Genomic DNA, 25,262 nt, shown 5'->3' on the forward strand with positions numbered 1-25,262 from the left:
GGAAATGTATCTATCCGCTATTTTGCCATACCTTGCAGCACCCACAGGATCGGTTACCCTGACGCTATACGCGCAACAGGAATTCCATCGTGGCAAATGAAATGCAACTGACCTTTGATGACCGCGGCCATCAACTGACCAATATCAATGTCTGGACGCCCGACAGCCAGTGGCTGGTGTATGACGTCCGCCCCCATGGCGGGGAATTCAGCGGGCTGACGATTGAACGGGTCAACGTAACGGACGGCTCGACCGACGTCATCTACACCGCCCGGGATGGCGCGCATGTGGGGGTCGTTACGGTCAGCCCGGATGCCCCGGCGCGTTATGCTTTCATCCACGGACCGGAGCGGCCGGACAGTGAATGGCGTTACGATTTTCACCACCGGCGCGGTGTGATTATCAGCGAACCGGATCGCGGCGAGGCCGTCACGCTTGATGCTATGAGCATCACCGCGCCCTATACGCCCGGTGCATTACGCGGCGGCAGCCATGTGCATGTTTTCAGCCCGGACGGCAGCCGCCTCAGCTTTACCTATAACGATCACGTGCTGCATATGCGCGATCCGGCGCTGGATTTACGCAACGTCGGCATTGCTGTGCCGCTGCATGCAGTTGTCCCGGCGAAACACCATCCACGGGAGTATGACGGCAGCCACTTCTGTGTGCTGGTGAGCCACACCACGCCGCAACCGCAGCCCGGCAGTGATGAAATCAGCCGCGCCTATGAAGAGGGCTGGATCGGCCGGGGCGGTTATGTGAAACAGGATGGCCGTCGCCAGCGTTGGGCATTGGCATTCATCGGCGATACCCGCGCGCCGTCAGGTGAAAAGGTGCCGGAAGTGTTTGTCGTGGATCTGCCGGAGAATGATGCCGACCTGGCCCATGCCGGAGACATCCCGTTGCAGGGCACGGAAACCGAGATGCCGGCACCGCCGCGTGGGGTGAGGCAACGGCGGCTGACCTTTACCAGCGAACGCACGTTCCCCGGCGTGGCCAGCCAGCCGCGCCATTGGCTGCGTGCAGCGCCGGACGGCAGTGAGATCGCGTTTCTGATGAAAGATGAGCAGGGCATTGTGCAGGTCTGGGGCATTTCCCCGAACGGGGGCGAACCGCGCCAGATCACCCATGGCCCGCATCCGATCCAATCGGCGTTCAGCTGGCGGGCGGACGGCAAAAAGCTGGCCCTGATCTGTGATAACAGCGTGATGCTGTGTGATGTTGCCACCGGTGCGCTCTCAAGGCTGACCGCCCGCAGTGACGAACCGCCGCTGGGTGATGCGGTGGTGATATCACCGGACGGTAGCCGGGTGGCGTTTATGCGTAACATCAACGGCCGTGCGCAGTTGTTTATCACTGAAGCACGCTGAAAAGCAAAAGGCCGGGAAGCGGTGCTGCCTCCCGGCCTTTTATTGCGGTGTGCCGGCCCGTCAGGGGGCCACGGCTACCTGAGTCGCGCCGCTGGTTGCCAGGGTTCTGGCCTCGCTCTGGCGGATGCGTTCACGCGGCGAGTCGGGTGCTTTGTCCCGCCCGGCGCGGTAGTAGTCATACGGCAGCATCAGCGTGTCTGCGACCGCGCTGAAAGGCAGGTCAACGGCCAGCAGCGGCGTCAATGCCCAGCTGGTCTCGTCACTTTTCATCATTTCCACATTGGCGCGGGTTCCGGGGTAATACCCCTGATCGGCACCGGTGTGGCTCATTACGCTGGAACAGCCGGCAGTGGCCATAAATGCACAGCCGGTTGCTATCGGCAATAATGTCGTTCTTATCATATAAACCCATCCCATGCTGCGTGCTGGTATGTCTGCTGTGTTGTCAGACTTATAGCATTAGTCCGCTCTTGTTGAAGTGCTCACACATAGGCACTGTGGCGGTCGTCTCATTTCAGTGTAAATCATCAGGCAGATTTCGCCGGTTTGTTTTGCGCAGCGCAAAAAAAGCGGCAAAAAAATAAAAAAATGATCTTGAAAAGCGTAGCGCCGGCACCATTTTATTATTGCGGTTGGAAAAGAGTACGCCGTCAGGGTATTTACACCGCAGCCTGTCCAAACGGAAGGCTTTTTATTCACTCGCTGCCTGTCAGGAGAAGAAAATGCGTAATTATGATCTTGCCCCGTTATACCGTTCCGCCATCGGCTTCGACCGCTTGTTTAATCTGATTGAGTCCGGCCAGAATCAGGGCGGCGGCTACCCCCCTTACAATGTCGAGCTGGTGGATGAAAACCACTACCGCATCGCGATTGCGGTCGCGGGTTTTGCAGACGACGAGCTGGATATCACCGCCCATGACAACCTGCTGGTGGTGAAAGGTGCACGCGCTAACCCGCCGGCTGACCGTACCTATTTATATCAGGGCATTGCTGAACGCAATTTTGAACGCAAATTCCAGTTGGCAGAACATATTCAGGTTAAAGGCGCGAATCTGGAAAACGGGTTGCTGTTTATCGATCTGGAAAGAATTGTCCCGGAAACCCTGAAACCACGCCGGATTGAAATTAAATAAGCCTCAGAAGGTTTACTTAATAGATATGACATAGTGATGACATTACGGTGAGTTAATTTCATCATGAATTAATTCACCCTGAAAACAGTGCATTATTGCACGGTTTAATCCCTTACAGCCTGCCGTCAGGAGGCTGCCCGGTTCGCCGGGAACATTATCTCGCTTCATAGAAGGAGTTTTAGTATGCGTAACTACGATCTGTCCCCTTTACTGCGTCAGTGGATTGGCTTCGACAAACTGGCCAGCTCCATGCAGGGCGGCCCGGACGCCCAGGGCTTCCCGCCCTATAACATCGAAAAAAGCGATGACAACCACTACCGCATTTCGCTGGCACTGGCCGGCTTCAAACAGGATGAACTGGATATTGAAGTCGAAGGCCCACGGCTGACCGTGCGCGGCACGCCGACGCCCCCGAAAAAAGAGGTGCAGTATCTGCATCAGGGGCTGATCTGCAAAGAGTTCAGCCTGAGCTTTACGCTGGCCGAACATATGCAGGTCACGCAGGCGGAGTTCACCAACGGCTTGCTGCACATCGATCTGGTGCGTGAAGTCCCGGCTGAGCTTCAGCCACAGCGCATTGCCATCGGTAACAGCCGCAGCGAAAGCCGCCCGGCGCTGGAAAATCAGCAGAGCTGATGCCGCACTGCAACCGCTAAAACGCGCGTAAAAAAAGGGAGAGCCTCTGGCTCTCCCTTTTTTATGGCCTGCGCGATCAGCCTTCCGCGTGGGCGCGCGCCACCTCTTCGGCCAGAATCGCGACGCCGCGCTCGATCACGTCTGGGTCCGGCACATAGTTCATGCGCATACACTGGTGGGTATGGGGCCACTCATGTGCCAGGCCGGGGAAGAAGTAGTTACCCGGCACCATCAGCACCCCGCGCTGCTTCAGGCGCTGGTAGAGGGTTTCGGTGGTGATCGGCAAATCTTTGAACCAGAGCCAGAGGAAAATCGCCCCTTCCGGTTTATGGATCAGGCAGCGCTCTTCCGGCAGATAACGGCGCAAAATCTCAATGGTATGGTGCACACGCTCAAAGTAGAACGGGCGGATCACCTCGTCTGACAGCCGCAGCAGGTCGCCGCGTTCAATCATCTCGGTGGCAATCGCCGGGCCGATGCCGCCCGGCGCCAGGCTGATGATGCCGTTCATATTGCTGATGGCGGTGATCACTTTCTCGTCGGCAATCACGATGCCGCAGCGCGCGCCGGGCAGGCCGAGTTTCGACAGGCTCATGCAGAGAATGGTGTTCGGGTTCCACAGCGGCGTGGCCTCGCTGAAGATAATGCCGGGAAACGGCACGCCGTAGGCGTTATCAATCAGCAGCGGTACATCATGCTGTTGCGCCAGCGCATCTAGCCGGGTCAGCTCCTCATCGGTGAGCACGTTACCGGTGGGGTTAGTGGGGCGGGAAACACAGATCACGCCGATATCATCGGTGATGTTCAGATGATCAAAATCGACGTGATATTTAAACATGCCGTCCGGCAGCAGTTCGATAGTGGGCTTGGTGGAGACGAACAGGTCTTCATCCAGCCCGGCATCGGCATAGCCGAGGTATTCCGGCGCGAGCGGGAACAGCACGCGGCCCAGGGTGCCGTCAGCGCGGCGGCCGGCAAACAGATTAAACAGGTAGAAGAACGCGCTCTGGCTGCCGTTGGTCAGGGCGATATTTTTCGGGGAGATGTCCCAGCCCTGCTCATCACGCAACAGGCGGGACAACGCCCGCAGCAGCGCATCTTTGCCCTGCGGGCCGTCATAGTTGCACAGCGCCTCATTCAGCTTGCCCTGCGCCAGCATTTCGTCAAACAACTGCTGGAAATAGGTTTGCATCTCCGGGATCTGCGCGGGGTTGCCGCCGCCCAGCATCACCGCGCCCGGCGTACGCAGGCCGTCATTCATATCGCCCATCAGGCGGGTGATGCCGGAGAACCGGGTAAATTTTTCGCCAAAACGTGAAAACTTCATACAATGCTAATCAGTTGTTATCGGTGTGTGGTGATTTACCTTAACGCTACTGAGAGGCAGGTGCAATCAGTGTCCGGTTTCCAGCATTACACGCTTTTTCAGGCGCGGCCTCAGGGCGCAGGATTCCCGGCCCACACCACCAATACCCGGTCGTGGTTCAGGGTGCGGCTAAAGGCGAAATAGCGCCGATCGGGCTGCAATTGCTGCTGACCGGCCCCGATGGCCGGATGCCGCGCCCGGAATTGCGAAATCTTTTGCCAGTGCGCCAGCAATGCCGCATGCCCAGGCTGCTGTAATTGCGCCCAGTTCATCTCTGAACGGGTGCCCTGAATCGGATCGGAGCCGGTCGCGCCAAACGGGCGGCCGCTCTCATCGCCGTAATAGATCTGTACCGCACCGGGCGCCAGCAACAGCAATTCAGCGGCGCGCTGCTGCGCCTGCAGATCGCCTTTTGCATCCTCATTGAAAAACAGCCGCGTATCGTGGGAAGAGAGATAACTCAGCACGTTGAAATCCTGCAACTTGTCCGCCATCTGCTGGTAAACGGGGCCGATCTGCGCATAACAGCCGAGCGCACCTGCCGCCTGATCCTGAAAGTCGAAATTAATCATCGCGTCGAAACCGTGCTGGTAATAGTCACTTTTCAGCACGCCATGGCCCCAGGCTTCACCGGTCATCCAGAACGGCGCGTCATCCAGCGCCTGTTGCGGGTGCGCCGCTTTCCACGCCGCCAGCGCGGTAACGGCCTGCTGCTTAAGCTGCGCCAGCGTGGCTTTGTCCACATGTTTGGCGGTATCGACGCGGAACCCGTCAATGCCGTAGTCGCGCACCCATTGGCTCAGCCAGTGGGTCAGGTAGTCACGCGGCGCAGCACCGGGGATCTCGCGGGCGGCGGTGTCCGGTTTATGTTGGTAGAACACCGGCAGCCCGGCGGCGGCGGTGGACTCGGTTTTGATATCCGGCAGGAATGCCAGCGACATGGTCTGGTCGTCGTAGCCCGGTGCGTCATAGTCACCGATGTCCGTGCGGATCCAGTTCTTGCCCCACCAGGTTGCCCAGCCCGCCTTGTCACCGAAGTTGATGTAATCATTAAAGCTGTGCCAGCTCTGCCCGGTGCCGGGTTTCCAGTCTGTCCAGTGCGCGCCGAGGGTTTTTTCCATCTCTGCGCCCTTCAGGTAGAGTGTGCCGAAGCCGAATTGCTGCATATCGGCCAGCGTGGCGTAGCCGGTGTGGTTCACCACCACATCAAACAGAATGCGGATGCCGCGCCGGTGCGCCTCATCCACCAGCCGCTTCAGATCCTTTTCATCCCCCATGTTGGCATCGAGCCGCGTCCAGTCGAGCATGTAGTAACCGTGGTAGGCATAGTGTGGGAAATCCCCTTTGGTGCCGCCGCCGACCCAGCCGTGGATCTGCTCCAGCGGCGAGCTGATCCAGAGCGCGTTGATGCCGAGCTGTTGCAGGTAATCGAGTTTTTGCGTCAGCCCGGCCAGATCGCCGCCGTGAAAGGTGCCGATCTCCTGCATGCCGTCCGATCGGCGGCCATAGCTGTGATCGTTGTTGGGGTTGCCGTTGGCGAAGCGATCGGTCAGCACAAAATAGACCGTGGCGTTGTGCCAGCTGAACGGCGCGGTAGTGGGGCTGTCCGCCGCTTCCAGCAACAGCAGGCCACCGCTGCCGGAGGCCGGTTGCAGCGTAATCTGGCCCCCTTTGACCTGCGCCGTCTGGCCGGAATAGGCGTCGCGCACCGTTTCCCCTTCCCGGAACAGCGGGCCGGCTGCCACCGTCAGCGGTTTGCCGTCCCAGCGCGGGCAGATGGCGATCGGCGTGGCCGCCGCCGGGCTGTCACTCTCTTTTATCGTCAGCCGCAGGGTTGGCGTGCCGCTGCGCGTATCCACTTGCACCTGATACTGCCCGTCACGGAAACGCCGCCACGAAGGCGGTGGGGCTGCGCCGCAGGGTTGCAGGGAGAGCGTCTGGTTAAGCCGCACGTCACCGGCGGGTTGCCAGCACTGGTCGTTGTGGGAGAACTGTAACGGCTGTTGCCCTTTTTTCAGCGCGGCGCTGCCGGTAAACAGGCCGGGCGGCTGCTCAGTAAGCGGGGGAAACGCGGGCAGGCTCCACTGGGCGAGCGCAGAGAGCGGAAACAGGGCAGCAAAGGCGAGAGATTTCATGGCGATCCATCTTCCTGGTTATCGGGGTCGGGAGAGAGCCATGACAGTGTGCGGATTGTGTATAAATCCGCCTCCTCCCCGGCGCGAAGGCGCGGTGGAGGAGGCGGGAGGAGGAGTGACTTTTTCAGTACCTTACTTTTTCAACACTTCCGGGTTCACGCAGAACTCTTTCACGTTACCGGTCAGTGCGGCGATCAGATTATCCACCGCACAGGCCGCCATGCCGTAGCGGGTTTCATGGGTGGCGGAACCGATGTGCGGCAACGCCACCACGTTCGGCAGCTTCAGCAGCGGGGAGTCTTTCGGCAGCGGCTCCTGCTCGAACACATCCAGCCCGGCGGCGTGGATCACGCCGGTTTGCAGCGCCTCAATCAGCGCCTCTTCATCCACCACCGGGCCACGGCCGGCGTTGACCAGAATGGCGCTGGATTTCATCTTCGCCAGCTGCTCGCGGCTGATCATATGGAAGGTTTCATCGGTGTGCGGCAGGCTGATGCAGAGGAAATCGGACTCTGCCAGCAGCGTGTCGAGGTCGCAGCGGCGCGCATTGAAGCTGTTTTCCGCCTCGGCGTGCTGGCGGCGGGCGGTGTAGAGGATCGGCATATCAAAGCCGAGGTGGGCGCGTTTTGCCAGCGCCAGGCCGATGCGGCCCATACCGAGAATGCCCATGGTTTTATGGTGCACATCCACGCCGAACCAGTCTGCGCCGATGCTGCCGTTCCACTCACCGGCCTTGACGCGCTCGGCCGACTCCACCGCGCGGCGGGCGGTCGCCAGCACCAGGGTCATCATGGTATCGGCCACGGTATCGGTCAGCACCGTCGGGGTGTGCATCAGCGGAATGCCGCGGCGGGTCAGCTCCTCGACATCAAAGTTGTCGAAGCCCACGGAAATGGTGGAGACGCCGCGCAGGCGCGGGGCGTGATCCAGCAATTCTTTGTCTACCTTGCCGTTTGAGCCAATCAGCCCCTCCGCCTGTTGCAGGGCATCCAGGATCTGGGGGCGGGTGGTGCTGTTCATTCCGTTGAATTCAATGACGTTGAAATGCTGGTCAAGGCGCTGGCGCAGATCGGCAGGAAGTTTTTTATACAGGACGATGGATGGCTTCATTGCACACTCCGGCAAATTGATTGTTGTAGAAGGGATTCTTCAAAATAGCACAACCTCCGCGCGGCACGATTGGGCGTTTGCCACAATGTTGCGCGGAGGTTAACAAATAAGATTAATCAGGCGACCTGGGCGTGCGGTTGCCTGGGCGCGGGTTTCACCACCAGCGTCAGCAGCACCGAAACCAGCAGCGCGATAGCCATAAACATGTAAGACGCCGCCGGGGTACCGGTCGCACCATTCAGGTAGCCGACGAACCAGGAACCGAAGAACGACCCCAGCGCGCCCATGCTGTTAATCAGCGCCATTGCGCCGCCTGCCACATTACGCGGCAGCATCTCAGGGATGATGGCGAAGAACGGGCCATACGGGGCATACATCGCTGCACCGGCCACCACCAGCAAGCCATACGACACCCAGAAGTGGTTTGCACCTACCAGGTAGGAGCCAAGGAACGCCAGCGCGCCAATCAGCAGCAGCGGCCAGACGAACAGCTTACGGTTCTGCATTTTGTCAGAGAGCCAGGAGACCACGATCATCGCCACGGTGGCACCGAGGTACGGCCCGGCCGAGAGCCAGCCCGCTTCTACCATGCCCATCTCCATGCCGCTGCGCAGGATAGACGGCAGCCACAGCACAAACCCATACACGCCGATGCTCCAGGCGAAATACTGCATGCAGAGCAGAATCACATTGCGGGAACGGAACGCCTCGCCGTAATTACGTACCGCTTTGATGCCCTCCTGCTCTTTCTGCAATTGCGCAGCCAACGCGGCTTTCTCATCTGCACTCAGCCAGGTGGCCTCTGCCGGTTTGTCTTTCACCAGCACCCACCAGCAGAAGGCCCAGATCACCGCCGGGATGCCCTCGATGATGAACATTTCACGCCAGCCGAACGCGTGGATCAGGTAACCGGAGACCACTGACATCCACAGCACCGTGACCGGGTTGCCGAGGATCAGGAAGGTATTGGCGCGTGAGCGCTCGGACTTGGTAAACCAGTTACTGATGTAGATCAGCATCGCCGGCATCACCGCCGCTTCCACCACACCCAGCACAAAGCGGATGGCCGCCAGCATCGGGATATTGCTCACGACCCCAGTCAGCGAGGCGCAGCCGCCCCAGACGATCAACGACCAGAAGATCAGCTTTTTCACGCTGCGGCGCTCGGCATAAATCGCGCCGGGGATCTGGAAGAAGAAATAACCGAGGAAGAACAGCGCCCCCAGCAAGGAGGAGATGCCTTTGGTAACGCCGAGATCCTCGTTGATGCCGGCGGCCGAGGCAAAGCTGAAGTTAGCGCGATCGAGGTACGCCAGGCTGTAAGTAATAAACACGATCGGCATGATGTACCACCAGCGTCTGGCGGCTATTTTGGCTTCGTTCATGTTCTGGTCCTTTGTCAGGTCAAAGCAATCAGCGCACGTCTGTGTAGGGCAGAGGTCGTGATGCTTAGTCATTAGGGGGAGTTCTGTTATCGGGCGAACTCCCGTACCGGATTAATCATGCTGCTATTCACCCAGCGCGGCGCGGGTGGGCAGGCCTTCACTGTCACCGACGGCCTGTACTGCCAGGCTGCCGATTTTATTGCCGCGTCCGACGGCCCGGCGCAGCGGCAGCCCTTCCAGCAGGGCGCTGATCACCCCGACAGCAAAGCCGTCACCGGCGCCCACAGTATCCACTACATTTTCCACAAGACAGGCCGGAACAGTGGCCTGTTCACCGTCGGCACTTTTGAACCAGGCACCGTCCGCCCCGAGTTTGATCACCACCGCTTTCACCCCGCGGGAGAGGTAAAAATCGGCGATCTCTTCCGGGGTCTGTTTGCCGGTCAGGATCTGGCCCTCTTTCAGCCCCGGCAATACCCAGTCTGCCTGGAATGCCAGCTCGTTCAGCGCCTCCACCATTGCCGCTTCGCTGGGCCACAGCACCGGCCGCAGGTTGGGGTCAAAGGAGATAGTTTTGCCCATCCGGCGCATCTCTTTGGCGGCGTGGCGGGCCAGTGCCAGTGAGCTTTGTGACAACGCCGCCGCCACCCCGCTCAAATGCAGGTGGCGCGCCGCGCCAAAGTAATCCGGGTTAAAGTCCGCCGGGGAGAGGTGGCTGGCGGCCGAGCCTTTGCGGAAATACTCCACGGTGGGATCGGTGCCATCCAAGCGTTTGTCTTTTAACTGGAAACCGGTCGGGTAGTGTTCATCCACCGTGACCTGTCCGCTGTTGATCTTCTCTTTTTCCAGCTGATGCAGGGTATAGCGGCCAAACGAATCATTGCCGACCCGGCTGGCCCAGCCGACTTTCAGCCCCAGGCGGGCGAGTCCGATGGCGACGTTCAGTTCGGCACCGGCGATGCGCTTGGTGAACTGTTCCGCATCGGCCAGATCGCCGGGGTGGTCAGCAACAAACATCGCCATCGCTTCACCAAAGGTCACGGCATCCAGCGGGGTAATAGCAGTATTTTCAGTCGTCATAATTACTCCGCGCGAAGCAGGTCAACGTAGTGGCGGGTGACGGCAATCAGGTCGTCACCCTCCAGGGGGAATTCAATGCCGCGTGGGGCATCCATCGGCAGGCGGTTCAGCAACTCGCGCCACTGGCCGTCGCTGTTGTCCAGCGCTACCGCGTGCCATTTTCCGGCACGCTGGGCCGCGGCTTTGACGTGTACGTAGGTCACGTGATCGGCCAGCGTATCAGCCGCGCAGTGCGGAGCCTGCCCGACCCAGTGCCAGTTGCCCATGTCGAAGGTCATGCCGAGCGGCAGGCCGGCATCTGATGCGGCACGCAGGAAGGCGCTCATCGGCAACAGAAGGCCGCAATCCGGTGTCTGGTCATTCTCCACCACCAGCCGCACCGGCTGGGCATCCAGTACCTTTTTCAGCCTCATCAGGTTGGTGCAGGGGCGGTAGTGGCCCAGGGAGAGTTTCATCACCCGTGCGCCCAGTTGCTGCGCCTCCAGGAAGAAGCCCTCCAGTTGCGGGTGGTAATTGCCGTCTTCACCAAACAGCGCTTCCGGCACGGAGTACACACACCCCAGCTGGTGCTGGGCGATGTGGTCACCCAACTTCGGCAAGTGGGCCAGTGACGGGTCATCAAACAGTTCGCGGCGGATCTCCACGCTGTCCGCCCCGGCTTTCGCAATCACCGGCAACAGCGCCGCCTGGCCGCCCAGCGCACGCACGCGGTCGCTGCCGTAAGCGGCGGTTACTACAACAATTTCTCTGGTCATCTCTGTTCCTCGTTGGCGGAATTCCCGCCGCACTCAACCCTAATGAACGGTTAACGTTCAAAAACTGGCCGTTGATGTTAATAATACGTTAGATGGAACCGGTTCCACTGAAAAGCAGTGAAACGCTGATTTACGATCGCCGTCACAGAGTTCGTTGAATCAGAATAAGGACTTTGCAGGCTTTTTCGGTTGGCGCAACGCCTGTATCCCCTGATAGCGGCTGGGCCAGATTTCAGCCGGGTGAACGCCCAATGCACCGGCAATCAGCCATTCGCCTTTCGGCCACGGGCGCGCCAGCGCATTGGCCAGGGTAGAAGAGGCCAGCCCGGCCTGGCGTGAAAGCGCTGAGAGGTTGGTGCCGCGTTTTTTTAACGCAGCGATGATATCGGCGGGATGCCAATCCTGATGTTCCATTTACCTTTCCCTGTGCCATGGTCGACCGGAAAATTATCCCATTTTGGTATAAATACATAAATGGCCGATATTCGATTTTGGGATAAAGATCGGGGCGTCAGGCATGTCATCTATTTACGCGGAAGAATATCAACAGCTTATCAGCCTGTTACGGGCAGCCAGGCGAGAGAAAGGGCTGACGCAGCAGCAACTGGCGTCTGCGTTGAGCCGCCCGCAATCTTTTATTGCGAAAGTAGAAAATGGCGAAAGGCGATTAGACGTGATTGAGTTTGCGCATCTCGCCCGATTGCTTTCGCTTAACCCGGCTGACGTGCTGGGCGCGGTGATGCGTCATATACCGCAGCCATAAAACTCACAGCGACGTCGATCCCCGGACGATCAGTTCGCCGGAAAAAGCCTGTTCGCAGGGGGCGTCCTGGCAGCCCTGGATGCGCTTCACCACCTGCTCCAGCGCGGCATAGCCCATCTCATAGGTGGGCTGCTTAAAGGTAGTGATGCCGACGCCCGCCAGTTCCGCCCATTCCAGCTCATCAAAGCCCAGCAGGCCGATGTCACTGCCCCAGCGGATGCCGAGGCGGCGCATGGCACGGGCAATATGTAACGTCAGAGCGCCATTGGCGGAGAGCACCGCTTTGCGGCGGCCGCGGTTGCTGCGGCTGAATTCGCTGAGCACGGCATCGAGTTGTGTGCTGTCATTCAGCAGCACTTCAGCGCTTCTGGCCTGTAAATCGGGGTGCGCCTGCATGGTGGCGCGGTAAGCGTCCAGCCGCTCCAGCCGGGTATTCACGGTGCCTACCGGCTCGCTTAAGAACAGAATCGCCTCGAAGCCCTGATCGATCAGGTGGTGGGTGGCGAGCGTTGCCGCCTCGCGGTTGTTCAGCCCCACCACATCACAGGTGAAATCAGGAATTTTGCGGTCAATCAGCACCATCGGCAGCAGTGATTGTTGCAGCATCGACAGCGCCTCTTCCCGCATTCCCACCGCGTTCACCACAATCCCCTCGACCTGATAGCTGCTCAGCAATTGCAGATAGTGCTGCTCCTGATTGATCTCATTGTTGGTGTTACACACCAGCAGGGTAAAGCCCTGGCGGCGGCAAGCGGCTTCGACGCCGCGCATCACGTCAACAGAGTAGGGGTTGGTAATGTCGGCGATGATAAGGCCAATAAGCCGGGTCTGGCCGCCTTTCAGGCTGCGCGCCATCTGGCTTGGCCGGTAGTTGAGCGACTGGATCGCCGTCTCAATGCGCTGTTTCAAATCATCGGAGAGCAAATTTTGTTCGCCGTTAAGATAACGCGATACGCTGGTCTTACCGGTATTTGCTGCTCTGGCGACATCGCTGATGGTCGCGCGCGCCGCACCCTTACTTCTGTTCACTGCATATCCTCCAGGCTAACTGACACCGGAGACTACCATACTGCAGCGGTGGACGAATATACGGCGGTGGTTTTTGGCAGAGATGAGGCGGCAGGAGAAGGGGAATCCCCGCCCTTCAGGGCGGGGAGCAGTCAGTCAAGGAAAGGGCAGTTACTGCAGCGGGCTGAGGGTGATCTCAACGCGGCGGTTTTGTGCCTTGCCTTCAGCGGTGCTGTTGGAGGCAATCGGGTTATCCGGGCCGGCACCGCTGGTGCGGATGCGCGCCGCAGAGACGCCCTGGGTGATCAGTGCGCTGGCTACGCTGTCTGCACGCTGCTGGGAGAGCGTCATGTTGTGCGCACGCGCGCCGCTGCTGTCGGTATAGCCGATCACATTCACGGCGGTTTTCTCATACTCTTTCAGCACCATCGCCACGCCGGAGAGGGTATTGGCACCGGCCGGTTTCAGGTTGCTGGCGTCGGTGTCAAAGGTGACGTTATTCGGCATGTTCAGCACGATGTTGTCGCCTTCGCGGGTCACGCTGACGCCGGTACCCTGCATTTTCTGGCGCAGTTTGGTTTCCTGCACGTCCATATAGTAGCCTGCGCCGCCGCCCAGGGCTGCGCCCGCCGCTGCGCCAATCAGCGCGCCTTTGCCGCGGTCTTTTTTAGAGGAGGAGAGCACCCCGACGCCTGCGCCCAGTGCGGCCCCCAGCCCGGCACCGATGCCGGCTTTCCCGGCTTCACGTTCGCCGGTGTAAGGGTTGGTGGTACAGCCCGCCAGGGCCAGTGACAGGCTTAATGCGCCGGCCACAAACAGAATACGTTTTTTCATACTTAATCCTTTGTAACAAGTCAGTACGGTGAAGAGCGCCTTCACCCAATTAGTCATGCGCAGGTCGTTATCTTTTGAGCCACCGTGCAAAAAAGCACGGCAGAGAGGCATTATGACGGGGAAAACTCAGAAAAGTGCTAGAGATAATTCTCAAAATGTTACGCGTCAGGCACGCGCTTTCCAGGCCATGATCAGCGTCATCGCATGGGTATCGCGGTGGCGCAGTTTCCGCTGCGGCACAAACCCCCATCGGCGGTAAAACGCCACCGCCCGGTGGTTACGCATATAGACTTCCAGGCTGAGCAGCGGAAAGCGCTGCTGCACCCAGGCCATCAGGCCGTCTGCCACGCCGGTGCCGAAACGCGCAGGTGCCACGAACAGCGCGCCGACAAAGCGGCCATCCATCACGCTGATAAACCCGGCCAGCTCGCCGTCGCGCTCATCCACCCAGGTGTCGGCCCGCGGCAGGTAAGCCTCGCGCACCAGCGGCGCGCTTTCATGCCAGTAGCGCGCCTCAATAAACGGGTGCCCGGCCGTAGTACTCGCCAGCCACAGCGCCATCAGCGGCTCCATATCGGCGGGCCGGAATGCTCGGATCATGCGCCTTCCTGCACCGGGCAGCAGAAGCAATCCGCCTGATGATCGTTCACCAGGCCGCACGCCTGCATAAAGGCGTAACAGATCGTCGCCCCCACAAAGGTAAAGCCGCGTTTCTTCAGCGCCTTAGACAGCGCTTCTGAGGCCGCAGTTTTTGCCGGGATCTCTGTACCCTGTGGGCGGTTCACCTGCTGTTGGTGCGCCACAAATTGCCAGATGAAGTGCGCGAAATCCTCACCTGCGTCGGCCATCGCCAGCCAGGCGCGGGCGTTGATGATGATCGCCTCCAGCTTGCGGCGGTGGCGGATAAGCCCGGCGTCCTGCATCAGCCTGTCGATATCCTCCGGCGTCATCGCCGCTACCTTGTGCGGGTCAAAGTGATGGAAACATTCACGGTAGCGGGCGCGCTTTTTCAGCACGGTGATCCAGGAAAGCCCGGCCTGCTGCCCCTCCAGGCAGAGCATCTCAAACAGCGCACGGCTCTCCCGCTGCGGCACGCCCCACTCACGATCGTGATAGTCGATATACAGCGGGTCAGCGGTGACCCAGCGACAACGCAACATAACGGATTTCCTCTCCCCTTGGCGGTATACCGCATCATAGCGCGGGGGCAGCGGCCCATCACGCAGGAATACGAGGGGAAATCAGCCGGTAAGGTGGCCATTCCTTGTCTATGCTTTAACGTTCACACTTTCAGAAATACTTTTATTCACGTTTACTTAGAGGTGGTTCTATGAAAAAGCTTTCCACACTCCTGCTGGTTGTTACGGCGTTAACGTCACTGGCCGGCTGTTCACATCGCAGCAGCGCGGTTAAAGAAGATGGCCGCCCGCACGCGCCAAGCGGCCAGGCATCACCGGGCGGCACACTGGGCACCGGCCCTGCGGGCCAGCCCCAGTCTTAATGCCCCCAACCCCGGCCGCCGTGCCGGGGTTTTTACTCCCTGCCTTTCTCAACTGTGCGGCCCCCTGCATTTTTTCAATCAGATACCTTGACGCACGTCAGAAGCGAACAATAGTTATACTTGCATTGCGCAAAATTAGAGCAATCCTTATTGCGTTAACGTAAACCGTTCTGTTCCTTGATACAGCCTGATGGCTCTTTGGAGTCTCCATGCCGGATATAAAAAAATCTGACGGCCGCCAAAAAGCGGTCGCACTGGCAGTGGCAATGATGTTGTGGGGGGGTAATTCAGCGCAGGCCTATGACGCGGTCTATGTCTTTGGCGACAGTCTGAGTGATTCCGGGAATATTGGCCGCTTTACCTACAATGGCGCCAATGCCGCACTCTATGATGAGATCCTGGCGCAGCGCGCCGGGCAGGCGCTCACGCCCTCGCAGACCGGCGGCACCAACTATGCCACCGGCGGGGCCACTGCCGTGCCGGAAACCGACCCCTATTACAACACCACCGGCGATCAGGTCAGTGAGTATCTGAGCCTGACCGGCGGCCAGGCTGACAGCGACGGCCTCTATATTCACTGGGTCGGTGGGAATGATCTGGCCGCTGCCGCGTTAAGTATCGACACCGCCGCCGCCGTGGCCGCCGCCAGCGCCACCGCGGCCGCCGGGCAGGTGCAGGCATTGGTGAATGCCGGGGCAGGCACGGTGATCGTGCCGACGGTGCCGAACATCGGCCTGACGCCGGCGATCATGGAACTGGTGATCACCGCCGCGCTGCCGGCCAATGCCGACGCCGCCCTGCAGGCGGCCTACAGTGTGCTCAACAGCCAGGGAACGGTAGACGCCGCCGCGCGCCTGGCCTCTATCCATCAGGCCCTGACCGCCGCGGTGCAATCCACCGGCGCGCCCGATGCCATAGCGCAGACGCTGGCGCAAACCCTGATTGGTGCCTACGACCAGCTCGCCGCGGCGGCAGGCACGCTGACAGCCGTCTATAACCAGACGGAAGATGCCGCACTGGCGGCGACCGGCGGCAATATTGTGCGTGTGGACGTAGATGGCCTGCTGAATGAAGTGATTGCCGATCCGGCTATTTATGGCCTGACCAACACCGCCGGCATGGCCTGCCCGCCGGGCCTTTCTGCGGCACTGTGTAATGCCTCCACGCCCGGCTTCAGCAGTGCCCAGGCGTTTCTGTTTGCCGATCACCTGCACCCCAGCCCGCAGACCCATGCGTTAATCGCCGACTATATCCAATCGGTGCTGGATGGCCCGGCGCAGGCGGTGGCCCTGAACCAGGCCACGCTGGCGCTGGGGCGCAATGCGCAGGGGATTCTCGACAGCCGCTACCAGCAATTGCGCACCAACCCCAACCCGCAGGGCAGCCTCGGCCTGTTCGGCGGCTATATGGGGCAGCATATGGAATACAGCGCCAATACCGCGGCGGGGGACGGCAACGCCACCTCGCATAACATCAGCATCGGCATGGATTACCAGCTCACCGACAACTGGCTGGTGGGTGCAATGCTGGCCGGGGCGGACGATCGCCAGCGCCCCTCCAGCCGCTATAACTACAAGGCACGCGGCTGGCTGCTCTCCGCCTACAGTTCGGTAAACGTGCTGGACAATGGCTGGCTGAACGCCGATGTCCACTGGGCAACGGTGAATTTTGACGACATCAACCGCAGTATGCGGCTGGGCGAGGCCACCCGCCGGGAAGAGGGCGACACCGACGGCAAACAGGTGGGCGCACGGCTGACGGCAGGCTGGGATTTCCCGGTTGCAAGCTGGCTGACCACCGGCCCGATGGCGCAATTCGCCTGGGATTACAGCAACGTGGACGGGTACAGTGAGAAAAGCAGCCGCAGCACCGCGATGCGTTTTGACGACCAGACCTACCATTCGCAGATTGGCGCACTGGGCTGGCGGCTGGATGGCCGCTTTACCCGGGTTAACCCCTACGCGGAGCTGAGTTATCAGCACCAGTTCGGTGACGATGTCTACCGCGCCGGCGGCGGGATTAAATCGACCCAGACCCACTTCTCGCGTACCAGCGCCACGCAGGACACCAACTGGGTGGACGTCACTGTCGGCGCTAACCTGCCGCTGACCGACAACGTCGCGGCCTTTGCGGCCGTCTCCCAGACCGGCGGCCTCAGTAGCGGCGAGCAGTTTATGTATAACCTCGGCGTCAGCGCCCGGTTTTAAGGGAAGTAATAAAATAAGCAGGCCGCCTGAGGGCGGCCTTATTTATGCGCGCTCTAACCAGCTATTGCTGTGGATAATATTGCCGTCGAGATAGTGCCAGGTGATTTTTTCATAGCGGAATTCGACCAGTTCAAGATGATTGAACTTCTCTTTAGTCACATCTTTTATGTCATGCATAATGGGAAAGACGTTAACCACTTTCGCCTTTTCCAGCAGAACAGTGTAATACTCTTCTTCCTGCCCAGCGTCATTAATCCGGTAATGCTTTAATTCGACGGAGTTCAGCGTTTGCCCAGATGTCATTGCCTTATATAAATAAGGCGTGGCGCAGTCGATCTCTTTTTCAATCAGAAAAGGCAGGTGTTTACATTTCCCGCTGATTCTCCCGGTATGGTCATCGGTCGGCATATCAACACTATGATGAAAGCCCAGCACCTCCACACTATTTTCCCGGCCATAAATATCAACGCCGCCCTTGATAAGGTTATTCGCATCATCTTTCAGGTACATATAGACTGGAATTGCCATATTAATCCACCTCGCGGAATTGGCTGGACTGGCCCACTGTCGTGATTAACTGCTGCAAACATTTCTGCGCCTGCACGCTGTTGCTTTTATAGAGTGCCTGAATGGCTTTAACGACATACTCATTTTGTTCGGGAACAGTCTCATGATAAAGAGGCATTGAACAGACTGATGACGTAGAAATAGAGATGTTCGAGTCGTCAATAATTTCCATCACTCCGTTTACATTTTTGGGTATTGCTTGTGCCAATGCGGTACCAAGTTGCTCATTCCAGGAAGCAGCACCGGTCATTGAGATGGAAGGAATGAGTTTCAGCCACGCGGCATCGCCGTTAGATATATGCTTGAAAATTTCGTTCCATAACCCTTCGTCTGTTTCTGGAATACCTGAAATCACTTTTTCAGCACCAGAGTCCCTGATCTGTTGAGCAAACTCTTCGGCGGTAGGGTAACGTTCAGCCATTGCCGAATAGCTGGCAGAGACTAACAATAATGAAAGAATTGTTTTTTTCATCTGACCACCAATACGGTGTCACCTGAATTATAAATGTTCCTTCTAATTTCAGCACCATTAATTATTATGCAGCCTTGGGAAGAGCGACCAATCGTATCACGTCTATCACCATGTATTTTAAATCCAGTACGGCCAAAAACGTTTGTTCCTGCCATTGGTGTAAGCTGAATAGACCACGGCCCCTGATTGCTATCATAGCCAGAAATTCGCCAATAGCCTTTAGGAATTGGGCCGGTATCCCTGACATGTTGCATTGATGGTTTATCCTTAGCTATCCCTTTCCCACTATACCCCTTAGCAATAAACTCGCCGTTATGTCTTAATTCGCCTGTTTTCTGATTATATTCCCATGTCATATTTCCCTCCTGTTATCACCTTGCGTGACAGGGAATAATTAGCTGCCTGTATGGCGAAAATTTCAACTGAATTGACATGTTAGGAATAATTAACTAATTGATGGAGATTATAGAAAACTGAAGATTATTCAGTAGAAGCATTGATAGCAACAGAAAGGCCGCCCGTCAGGCGGCCGGAGGGGAAATCAGTGGGCGGTTTCAGGATCGGGATGAATAATCCCTTTGCCTTTTACCACCATAAAGTAGGTCAGTAAAAAGGCCAGGCCTAAGGACAGCGTGACGCCCATCAGAATATAGATGAAGTAGGGGCCGATATACGCCGGCAGGCTGAAGATGCTCGACAGAATATAGCCGTAAAGCCGCACGCCAAAGAAAGCAATAAAGGCGGAGGCGAGGGCGCTGCTGAGCGTGGTGGCAATAAACGCCTTTTTGTATTTCGTCAGCACGCCAAACAGCGCCGGTTCTGTAATCCCTAACAGCGCAGAGACTGCCGCGGAAAGTACCACCGAACGTTCTGCCCGGGTCTTGCTGTGAAAACAGAGCGCAAAAGTGGAACCGGCAATCGCCATATTGGCCATAAACATCATCGGCATCAGCATGTCATAGCCTTTGGTGGCAAAATTCTGCAGGGCGACCGGCGTCATGGCGTGGTGCATCCCGGTCAATACCGCCACCGGGCGGATGGCACCGACGATCACCCCGGCAAACACCGCGGAAATATCAAATAATCCCTGAATAAACAGCGCCAGCGCTTTCCCCACGTAAATCCCCAACGGCCCAATCAATGTCAAAGAGACCAGCGCGGTAATAAACAGCGTCAGCGTCGGGGTAAAGACGGTTTTTAACACCTCGGGCATCAGGGCATTGACCCACCGGTAAATATAACTCAGCGCCCAGACAGACATAATCACCGGGATGACGCTGGCCGAATAGTTAAAGACGGAAACCGGGATCACCTCGATAAAATAGAAGGCAGTGGCTGCGCCCGGCGTATGCGCGGCCAGTGCTTTGGCGGCGTCCATTAATGTGGGGTACATCAGGCAGGCCGCGATGGCAGCCGCCAGGTATTCGTTGGTATTAAATATCCGGGCGGCCGACACCGCCAGGAAAAACGGCAGAAAATAGAACACGCCGCTGGCGATCAGGTCAATCACCATTACCGTGTCGCTTTTGGCGGAAATCATATGCAGCGCCACCAGCCCGGCCAGCAGCCCTTTAATCATGCCTGCCCCGGCGATGGCCGGGACAATCGGGCCAAACACGCCGGAGACAGTGTCCATAAACCGCGAAATCAGCCCTTTATGTGGTTTTGCGTCGGCATCCCCGGCGGCGGGGTCGCGTTTCGCCATAATCGCCTGATACCAGAGCGTAACCTGTGGGCCGATAATAACCTGCACCTGGTCGCGCTGATATTGCGCACCCAATACACCGGGAAGTTTTTTAATGGCGTCCCACTCCACGCGGCTTTCATCCACCACGTCGAAACGCAGGCGCGTCATACAATGCCAGATTTTATTAATATTATTATTTCCGCCCATCAGCGGAATAATGGCCTGGGCTGCCTGGGTATTTTCCATAAGGCCTCACTGTCACGACGAAAAGGGATTCCTGATGGAAAACGATGGTAGGTTTGCCCTGTTTGGAAAACAAGCCAATAAACCATGCGGTGCGTCACATCCTCAGTCATCACGCGGGGTGAAAAGGAAATTGGTCTGGTTTTTAACGCCATTATTACCCCTTTTACAGACCAAAATAAAAGCCGGGATTATCAGTTTACAAATACCGCCGGAATAGGATGAAATAAGAAAAACCATTATTTTTCCTCTCTGCGTCATTGGCCGGGAAATAACCTTTCTGCAAAGGAGAAAGCGATGCAGCCTACCCTGATTACCGATATTGAATGCCGGATCACCCGCCCCGATCGCCATAATCTGGTGGTGGTAAAAATAACCACAGACAACGGCGTCATTGGCCTGGGTTGCGCCACCTTTCAGCAGCGGCCGCTGGCGGTGAAAGTGATGGTGGAGGAGTATCTCCGGCCATTGCTGATTGGGCGGGATGCGAACCACATCGAAGATCTCTGGCAGATGATGATGGTCAACGCCTACTGGCGTAACGGCCCGGTGATTAATAACGCCATTGCCGGCATCGATATGGCGTTATGGGACATCAAAGGCAAGCTGGCGGAGATGCCGCTTTACCAGCTGTTTGGCGGCAAATCCAAAGACGCGATTGCCGCCTACAGCCACGCCGCCGGTGACACGCTGGAGGCGCTCTGCCTGGAGGTAGACCGGCTGCTGGCGCAGGGCTATCACCATATCCGCTGCCAGCTCGGGTTTTACGGCGGTCACGCGCCGGATCTGCACACCACGCGCGCGCCGACGCCGGGTGCCTATTACGATCAGGAACGCTATATGGAAAGCACGCTCGCCATGTTCCAGGCACTGCGTGAGAAGTACGGCAACCAGTTCCATATCCTGCATGATGTGCATGAGCGGCTGTTTCCGCAGCAGGCGGTGCAGTTTGCCAAACAGCTTGAGCGCTACCAGCCCTATTTTATTGAAGACATCCTGCCGCCGGAGCAGAACGAATGGCTGGCGCAGCTCCGCCAGCAGACGGCGGTGCCGCTGGCCACCGGGGAGCTGTTCAATAACCCGGCCGAGTGGAAAGAGCTGGTGATCAACCGGCGCATCGATTTCCTGCGCTGCCATGTGTCACAAATTGGCGGCATTACCCCGGCGCTGAAGCTGGGCCATTTCTGCCAGAGTTTCGGCGTGCGGCTGGCGTGGCACTGCCCGCCGGACATGACCCCGATCGGCGCGGCGGTCAACACCCACCTGAATATCCACCTGCACAATGCGGCGATCCAGGAGTTTGTCGCCTGCCCGGAAAATACCCAGCGGCTCTTTCCGGGGGCGGTGGCGCCGGAGAACGGCTACCTCTACCCCCTTGAGCAGCCGGGCATCGGCGTAGGGTTGGACGAGGCGGCCGCCGACGCGTTCCCGGTGGTCTACCGGCCGCATGAATGGACGCAAAGCCGCCTGCCGGACGGCACGATGCATACCCCCTGAGTCAGCTCTGGCGGAACGCCAGATTGTCGCGGTTAAACGGAATCACGTAAGAGCAGGCGTAGTCGATATCAATAATGTCGCTGAAGATCGCCACCCGGCCGTCGGGCAGAATGCCGCGGTTAAGGATGTGCATGGCCGCGATGCCTTTTTTGCAGGCCAACAGTTCCGCCTGGGCCTTGCTGACTGTGGTGGCGCGGTAGTGGGTCAGGGAATGGGAGAGGGCGCACCCTTTGCTGAGCAGGTATTGTTGGATCGAGTGCTCAATGGTCTGCGGCGTCAGGTCGGTGAACCCGGCGGCAGGCATCCGGGCGTATTCAATCTGCACAGTGACCTCGTCTACTTTGCGCAGCCGGGTAAAGGCCCAGATAAAATCGTTGTCCGTCAGGCCGAAAATCTGCCGCTCGTCGCCGTCCGGGCGGCGTTTATGCAGTTCCAGCAGGCGGTAACTGATCTGGTTGAATTTCTTTTCAGTAATCGAGTTATAGATCAGCGGGTTGCTGCCGACGCCGGGATTAATAAAAATCCCCGCGCCCTGCACGATGCGTACCGCGCCAATCGCCACCAGCTTTTCCAGCGCTTTGCGCAGGGTAAAGCGCGAGACGCCATACTCCTGGGCGAGCCGGCGCTCCGGCGGCAGTTTCTCCAGCGGGCTGTCACGGTGCTGGTAAATTTTGCTGAGCAGATCCTGCGCGATGAACTCTCTCTTTTTCATGGTCGGTTGGCCGTAACGCATCGGTGGCAACACTATAGCGCCGAACGCCCATAAAAAATGCCGCCTGGGCAGGCGGCATCTCGTTTACTTCTTCTTGCCGAAGACCTTCATCAGCACGCCGATGATCAGGCCGATGGCGATCCCCGTCATAATCCAGCCGACAAATCCCATCTTTTCCTCCTGTTCCTGCTATCGCTTGCGCGCAGTATAAGGGATCCGGCCGGGATGCGCTTCAGGAGGCCACGCGCTTTTTCCAGGCGGGCGCACCGGCCGGGGCGTGCAGTTTCTTCTCCGGCTGCAACAGCGTCATGCAGAACATGCTGCAAAACGACACCGCCGCCGTGGCGAAAAACATCGCGTTATAGCCGTGGTGCTGCGCCAGCCAGCCGCTCAGTGTCGGGGCGAGGATGGACGCCAGGTTGGCGATCGCCAGCGTCATGCCGCTGTAGGCCCCCACCGAAGGCCTGGGCGTGACATCAATCACCACTGACCAGTAGACGTTATTCACCAGCGCATTCAGCGCGTTACCCAATGTCATCAGCGCGATGATCGCCGCCGGGGAGTGCATAAACGGGATCAGCACAAAACAGCCGGCGGTCAGCAGCAGGGTTACGGCGGCGAACAGGTTGCGCGCCAGCCGCAGGTTCCGGGTGCGTTTCAACAGCGTGTCGGCAATTTTCCCGCCCAGCAGCACCGTGAAACAGGCGCCGCTCCACGGGATCATCGCCACATACCAGAGCGAGTGCAGGTCATAGTTAAAGGTGTCCTGAAGGTATTTCGGGCTCCAGGTGACCAGCACAAACGTGACATACAAAAAGGAGAAGTAACCCAGCGCGTTGAACACCAGCGTGCGGCTGCTGAAAAAGCGCCACCACGGCAGGCGGGGTTGGGCGCTCTCTGTCACCTGATCGCCGGTGATGGCGGCCAGTTCCGCCTGGTTGACCTTCGGGTGCTGGTGCGGTGAGTCGGTAAACACGCGCGCGAACAGCCCGATGGCCAGCAGCGAAAACAGGCCGAGCAGGATGAACATACTGCGCCAGTCATCGGTCAGCAGCAGCAGCCCTACCGCCAGCGGCGCGGTCAGGAGTGAGCCGATCTGCGTGCTGAGCAACCCGATGCTGAGCGAAAAACCACGCTCTTTTTGCGGGGCCCAGTGGGCGATGGTTTTGTTCATCAATGCGTAAGCCGGCCCTTCGGAGAAGCCGAACAGGATGCGCAGCGCGGCAAAGCCCATAATGGCCGAGCCGCCGAACAACGCCACGCCCACTTCACCGGCCCAGGCGGTGGCAATCTCCAGCAGTGACCAGAGCGCCCCGGCCATCAGCCACACTTTTTTGGTGCCGACGCGGTCAGCCAGGAAGCCGCCGCACAGTGAGCCGAACAGGTAGCCGAAGCCGAAATAGCCCAGCACCGCGCCCAGCTGCGCTTTATTGAAGTGGAATTCATTGGCGATGTCGTTGGCCGCAAAGGACAACGCGCCGCGATCGACGTAGTTAATCAGCGCGATGAAAAACACCATCGCAAAAATACGATAACGGTACCGGCTGTCTTGAAGGGTGGGCATAACCTGCTCCTTGTGTGCAATAGCGCTCAGGGATAGCTAGCAAAGTTGATGCCACCTGTTTTCGCGGTAAAAAGCGGCCGGTTGCGCCGTGGCGGTGCGTCGGCACGCTCAGCGCGCCGGATCGGTGTGCGTTTTGGGGCAGAAACTATGACAACGCCATAACAACGGCAATAAGGGATAAACAGGTTTTACAGGGTAATAACCGCGCCGGGCCGCGGGCGCGGCCTCTGCGGGATTGAGGCTGTATATCTGGCGGTCAACGGGTATACTGGCCCATTCCATCTAAATCCACTTGTATCGCTGCGAATCCAACATGCAAAAGTTTGATACCAAGACCTTTCAGGGCCTGATCCTGACCCTTCAGGATTACTGGGCGCGCCAGGGCTGCACCATTGTCCAACCTCTGGACATGGAAGTCGGTGCCGGCACTTCCCACCCAATGACCAGCATGCGCGCCCTCGGCCCGGAGCCGATTGCCGCTGCCTATGTTCAGCCTTCCCGCCGCCCGACCGACGGCCGCTACGGCGAGAACCCGAACCGCCTCCAGCACTATTACCAGTTCCAGGTGATCATCAAGCCATCGCCGGACAATATTCAGGAGCTCTACCTCGGCTCGCTGAAAGAGCTGGGGCTGGACCCGCTGGTGCATGACATCCGCTTCGTGGAAGACAACTGGGAAAACCCGACGCTGGGTGCCTGGGGCCTCGGCTGGGAAGTGTGGCTCAACGGCATGGAAGTGACGCAGTTCACCTACTTCCAGCAAGTGGGCGGCCTGGAGTGCAAGCCGGTGACCGGCGAAATCACCTACGGCCTGGAGCGCCTGGCGATGTACATCCAGGGCGTGGACAGCGTCTACGATCTGGTCTGGTGTGACGGCCCGCTGGGTAAAACCACCTACGGCGACATCTTCCACCAGAACGAAGTGGAGCAGTCCACTTACAACTTCGAATACGCCGACGTCGATTTCCTGTTCACCTGTTTCGAACAGTACGAGAAAGAGGCCCAGAAGCTGCTGGCGCTGGAAAAACCGCTGCCGCTGCCGGCCTATGAGCGCATCCTGAAAGCGGCTCACTGCTTCAACCTGCTGGATGCCCGCAAGGCGATCTCCGTGACCGAGCGCCAGCGCTATATTCTGCGCATCCGCACCCTGACCAAATCCGTGGCCGAAGCCTATTACGCCTCGCGCGAGGCGCTGGGCTTCCCGATGTGCAAAAAGAACGAGAAGTGAGAGACAGCC

26 protein-coding genes are annotated in these 25,262 nt (G+C 58.5%); 8 read left to right on the plus strand and 18 right to left on the minus strand.

What is annotated here, in order from left to right:
* Window positions 1-101 precede the first annotated feature (101 nt).
* Window positions 102-1,370 (plus strand): YidR family protein, encoded by a 1,269-nt coding sequence (locus CYR55_RS09255; RefSeq protein WP_175580793.1) that lies wholly within the window; start codon window positions 102-104, stop codon window positions 1,368-1,370.
* A 60-nt stretch (window positions 1,371-1,430) separates the two neighbouring features.
* On the opposite strand, the gene CYR55_RS09260 is transcribed toward CYR55_RS09255, so the two are convergent.
* Window positions 1,431-1,769: a YceK/YidQ family lipoprotein gene (locus CYR55_RS09260; RefSeq protein WP_175580794.1), complete on the minus strand. Its 339-nt coding sequence runs from the start codon at window positions 1,767-1,769 to the stop codon at window positions 1,431-1,433.
* A 323-nt stretch (window positions 1,770-2,092) separates the two neighbouring features.
* Here CYR55_RS09260 and ibpA point away from each other — a divergent pair, with 323 nt between their 5' ends.
* Together ibpA and ibpB are read left to right on the plus strand one after the other, a co-directional pair.
* Window positions 2,093-2,503 carry a small heat shock chaperone IbpA gene (ibpA, locus tag CYR55_RS09265; protein ID WP_101815857.1) on the plus strand — a complete coding sequence of 137 codons (411 nt, stop codon included), beginning with the start codon at window positions 2,093-2,095 and terminating at the stop codon, window positions 2,501-2,503.
* 183 nt (window positions 2,504-2,686) lie between these two features.
* The gene (ibpB, locus tag CYR55_RS09270) at window positions 2,687-3,139 is read left to right on the plus strand and encodes a small heat shock chaperone IbpB (RefSeq protein WP_101815858.1); all 453 of its coding nucleotides are present in this window, start codon (window positions 2,687-2,689) and stop codon (window positions 3,137-3,139) included.
* 76 nt (window positions 3,140-3,215) lie between these two features.
* On the opposite strand, the gene CYR55_RS09275 is transcribed toward ibpB, so the two are convergent.
* From CYR55_RS09275 to CYR55_RS09305, 7 genes are all read right to left on the minus strand, one after another.
* Window positions 3,216-4,466 (minus strand): valine--pyruvate transaminase, encoded by a 1,251-nt coding sequence (locus tag CYR55_RS09275; RefSeq protein ID WP_101815859.1) that lies wholly within the window; start codon window positions 4,464-4,466, stop codon window positions 3,216-3,218.
* A 110-nt stretch (window positions 4,467-4,576) separates the two neighbouring features.
* Entirely contained in the window at window positions 4,577-6,640 is a 2,064-nt protein-coding gene (locus CYR55_RS09280; RefSeq protein ID WP_101815860.1) for an alpha-amylase, read from the minus strand.
* Window positions 6,641-6,772: 132 nt separating this feature from the next.
* The gene (ghrB, locus tag CYR55_RS09285) at window positions 6,773-7,750 is read right to left on the minus strand and encodes a glyoxylate/hydroxypyruvate reductase GhrB (protein ID WP_101815861.1); all 978 of its coding nucleotides are present in this window, start codon (window positions 7,748-7,750) and stop codon (window positions 6,773-6,775) included.
* A 116-nt stretch (window positions 7,751-7,866) separates the two neighbouring features.
* Entirely contained in the window at window positions 7,867-9,135 is a 1,269-nt protein-coding gene (locus CYR55_RS09290) for an MFS transporter (RefSeq protein WP_101815862.1), read from the minus strand.
* A gap of 123 nt (window positions 9,136-9,258) precedes the next feature.
* On the minus strand, window positions 9,259-10,215 hold the full coding sequence (locus CYR55_RS09295; RefSeq protein WP_101815863.1) for a sugar kinase: 957 nt from the start codon (window positions 10,213-10,215) through the stop codon (window positions 9,259-9,261).
* Between the two features lie 2 nt (window positions 10,216-10,217).
* Window positions 10,218-10,970, minus strand: coding sequence for a sugar phosphate isomerase/epimerase family protein (locus CYR55_RS09300; protein ID WP_101815864.1), 753 nt, complete (start codon window positions 10,968-10,970; stop codon window positions 10,218-10,220).
* 159 nt (window positions 10,971-11,129) lie between these two features.
* Window positions 11,130-11,384 (minus strand): helix-turn-helix domain-containing protein, encoded by a 255-nt coding sequence (locus tag CYR55_RS09305; RefSeq protein WP_101815865.1) that lies wholly within the window; start codon window positions 11,382-11,384, stop codon window positions 11,130-11,132.
* A 103-nt stretch (window positions 11,385-11,487) separates the two neighbouring features.
* Here CYR55_RS09305 and CYR55_RS09310 point away from each other — a divergent pair, with 103 nt between their 5' ends.
* On the plus strand, window positions 11,488-11,733 hold the full coding sequence (locus CYR55_RS09310; RefSeq protein WP_101815866.1) for a helix-turn-helix domain-containing protein: 246 nt from the start codon (window positions 11,488-11,490) through the stop codon (window positions 11,731-11,733).
* A 3-nt stretch (window positions 11,734-11,736) separates the two neighbouring features.
* Here the strand turns inward: CYR55_RS09310 and CYR55_RS09315 are convergent, their stop codons facing one another.
* The 4 genes from CYR55_RS09315 to CYR55_RS09330 form a co-directional block, all read right to left on the minus strand.
* A complete protein-coding gene (locus tag CYR55_RS09315; protein ID WP_101815867.1) occupies window positions 11,737-12,762 on the minus strand; it encodes a LacI family DNA-binding transcriptional regulator in 1,026 nt (341 codons plus the stop codon).
* 150 nt (window positions 12,763-12,912) lie between these two features.
* Window positions 12,913-13,575 (minus strand): OmpA family lipoprotein, encoded by a 663-nt coding sequence (locus CYR55_RS09320; protein WP_101815868.1) that lies wholly within the window; start codon window positions 13,573-13,575, stop codon window positions 12,913-12,915.
* Between the two features lie 165 nt (window positions 13,576-13,740).
* The gene (locus tag CYR55_RS09325; protein ID WP_101815869.1) at window positions 13,741-14,175 is read right to left on the minus strand and encodes an N-acetyltransferase; all 435 of its coding nucleotides are present in this window, start codon (window positions 14,173-14,175) and stop codon (window positions 13,741-13,743) included.
* Window positions 14,172-14,735 carry a DNA-3-methyladenine glycosylase I gene (locus tag CYR55_RS09330; RefSeq protein WP_101815870.1) on the minus strand — a complete coding sequence of 188 codons (564 nt, stop codon included), beginning with the start codon at window positions 14,733-14,735 and terminating at the stop codon, window positions 14,172-14,174. Before CYR55_RS09330 ends, CYR55_RS09325 begins: the two co-directional genes overlap by 4 nt.
* Before the next feature lie 170 nt (window positions 14,736-14,905).
* Here CYR55_RS09330 and CYR55_RS23535 point away from each other — a divergent pair, with 170 nt between their 5' ends.
* Window positions 14,906-15,076 (plus strand): YgdI/YgdR family lipoprotein, encoded by a 171-nt coding sequence (locus tag CYR55_RS23535; RefSeq protein ID WP_165699561.1) that lies wholly within the window; start codon window positions 14,906-14,908, stop codon window positions 15,074-15,076.
* Window positions 15,077-15,285: 209 nt separating this feature from the next.
* Window positions 15,286-17,283, plus strand: coding sequence for an autotransporter outer membrane beta-barrel domain-containing protein (locus tag CYR55_RS09335; RefSeq protein WP_101815871.1), 1,998 nt, complete (start codon window positions 15,286-15,288; stop codon window positions 17,281-17,283).
* A gap of 42 nt (window positions 17,284-17,325) precedes the next feature.
* On the opposite strand, the gene tssD is transcribed toward CYR55_RS09335, so the two are convergent.
* The 4 genes from tssD to CYR55_RS09355 form a co-directional block, all read right to left on the minus strand.
* Complete coding sequence (gene tssD / locus CYR55_RS09340) at window positions 17,326-17,811, minus strand: type VI secretion system tube protein TssD (RefSeq protein ID WP_101815872.1); 486 nt, start codon at window positions 17,809-17,811, stop codon at window positions 17,326-17,328.
* A 1-nt stretch (window position 17,812) separates the two neighbouring features.
* Window positions 17,813-18,322, minus strand: a complete 510-nt coding sequence (locus CYR55_RS09345; RefSeq protein WP_101815873.1) for a hypothetical protein — start codon at window positions 18,320-18,322, stop codon at window positions 17,813-17,815.
* On the minus strand, window positions 18,319-18,678 hold the full coding sequence (locus tag CYR55_RS09350) for a tlde1 domain-containing protein (RefSeq protein WP_101815874.1): 360 nt from the start codon (window positions 18,676-18,678) through the stop codon (window positions 18,319-18,321). Before CYR55_RS09350 ends, CYR55_RS09345 begins: the two co-directional genes overlap by 4 nt.
* A gap of 185 nt (window positions 18,679-18,863) precedes the next feature.
* A complete protein-coding gene (locus CYR55_RS09355; protein ID WP_101815875.1) occupies window positions 18,864-20,255 on the minus strand; it encodes a PTS transporter subunit EIIC in 1,392 nt (463 codons plus the stop codon).
* 294 nt (window positions 20,256-20,549) lie between these two features.
* Here CYR55_RS09355 and CYR55_RS09360 point away from each other — a divergent pair, with 294 nt between their 5' ends.
* On the plus strand, window positions 20,550-21,749 hold the full coding sequence (locus CYR55_RS09360; RefSeq protein ID WP_101815876.1) for an enolase C-terminal domain-like protein: 1,200 nt from the start codon (window positions 20,550-20,552) through the stop codon (window positions 21,747-21,749).
* Between the two features lies 1 nt (window position 21,750).
* On the opposite strand, the gene CYR55_RS09365 is transcribed toward CYR55_RS09360, so the two are convergent.
* Together CYR55_RS09365 and CYR55_RS09370 are read right to left on the minus strand one after the other, a co-directional pair.
* Window positions 21,751-22,461: a GntR family transcriptional regulator gene (locus CYR55_RS09365; RefSeq protein ID WP_101815962.1), complete on the minus strand. Its 711-nt coding sequence runs from the start codon at window positions 22,459-22,461 to the stop codon at window positions 21,751-21,753.
* 232 nt (window positions 22,462-22,693) lie between these two features.
* A complete protein-coding gene (locus CYR55_RS09370) occupies window positions 22,694-24,025 on the minus strand; it encodes an MFS transporter (RefSeq protein ID WP_101815877.1) in 1,332 nt (443 codons plus the stop codon).
* A gap of 313 nt (window positions 24,026-24,338) precedes the next feature.
* Here CYR55_RS09370 and glyQ point away from each other — a divergent pair, with 313 nt between their 5' ends.
* On the plus strand, window positions 24,339-25,253 hold the full coding sequence (gene glyQ / locus CYR55_RS09375; protein WP_101815878.1) for a glycine--tRNA ligase subunit alpha: 915 nt from the start codon (window positions 24,339-24,341) through the stop codon (window positions 25,251-25,253).
* Window positions 25,254-25,262: the final 9 nt, after the last annotated feature.

The organism is Chimaeribacter californicus (assembly GCF_002858675.1).
Taxonomy (GTDB): domain Bacteria; phylum Pseudomonadota; class Gammaproteobacteria; order Enterobacterales; family Enterobacteriaceae; genus Chimaeribacter; species Chimaeribacter californicus.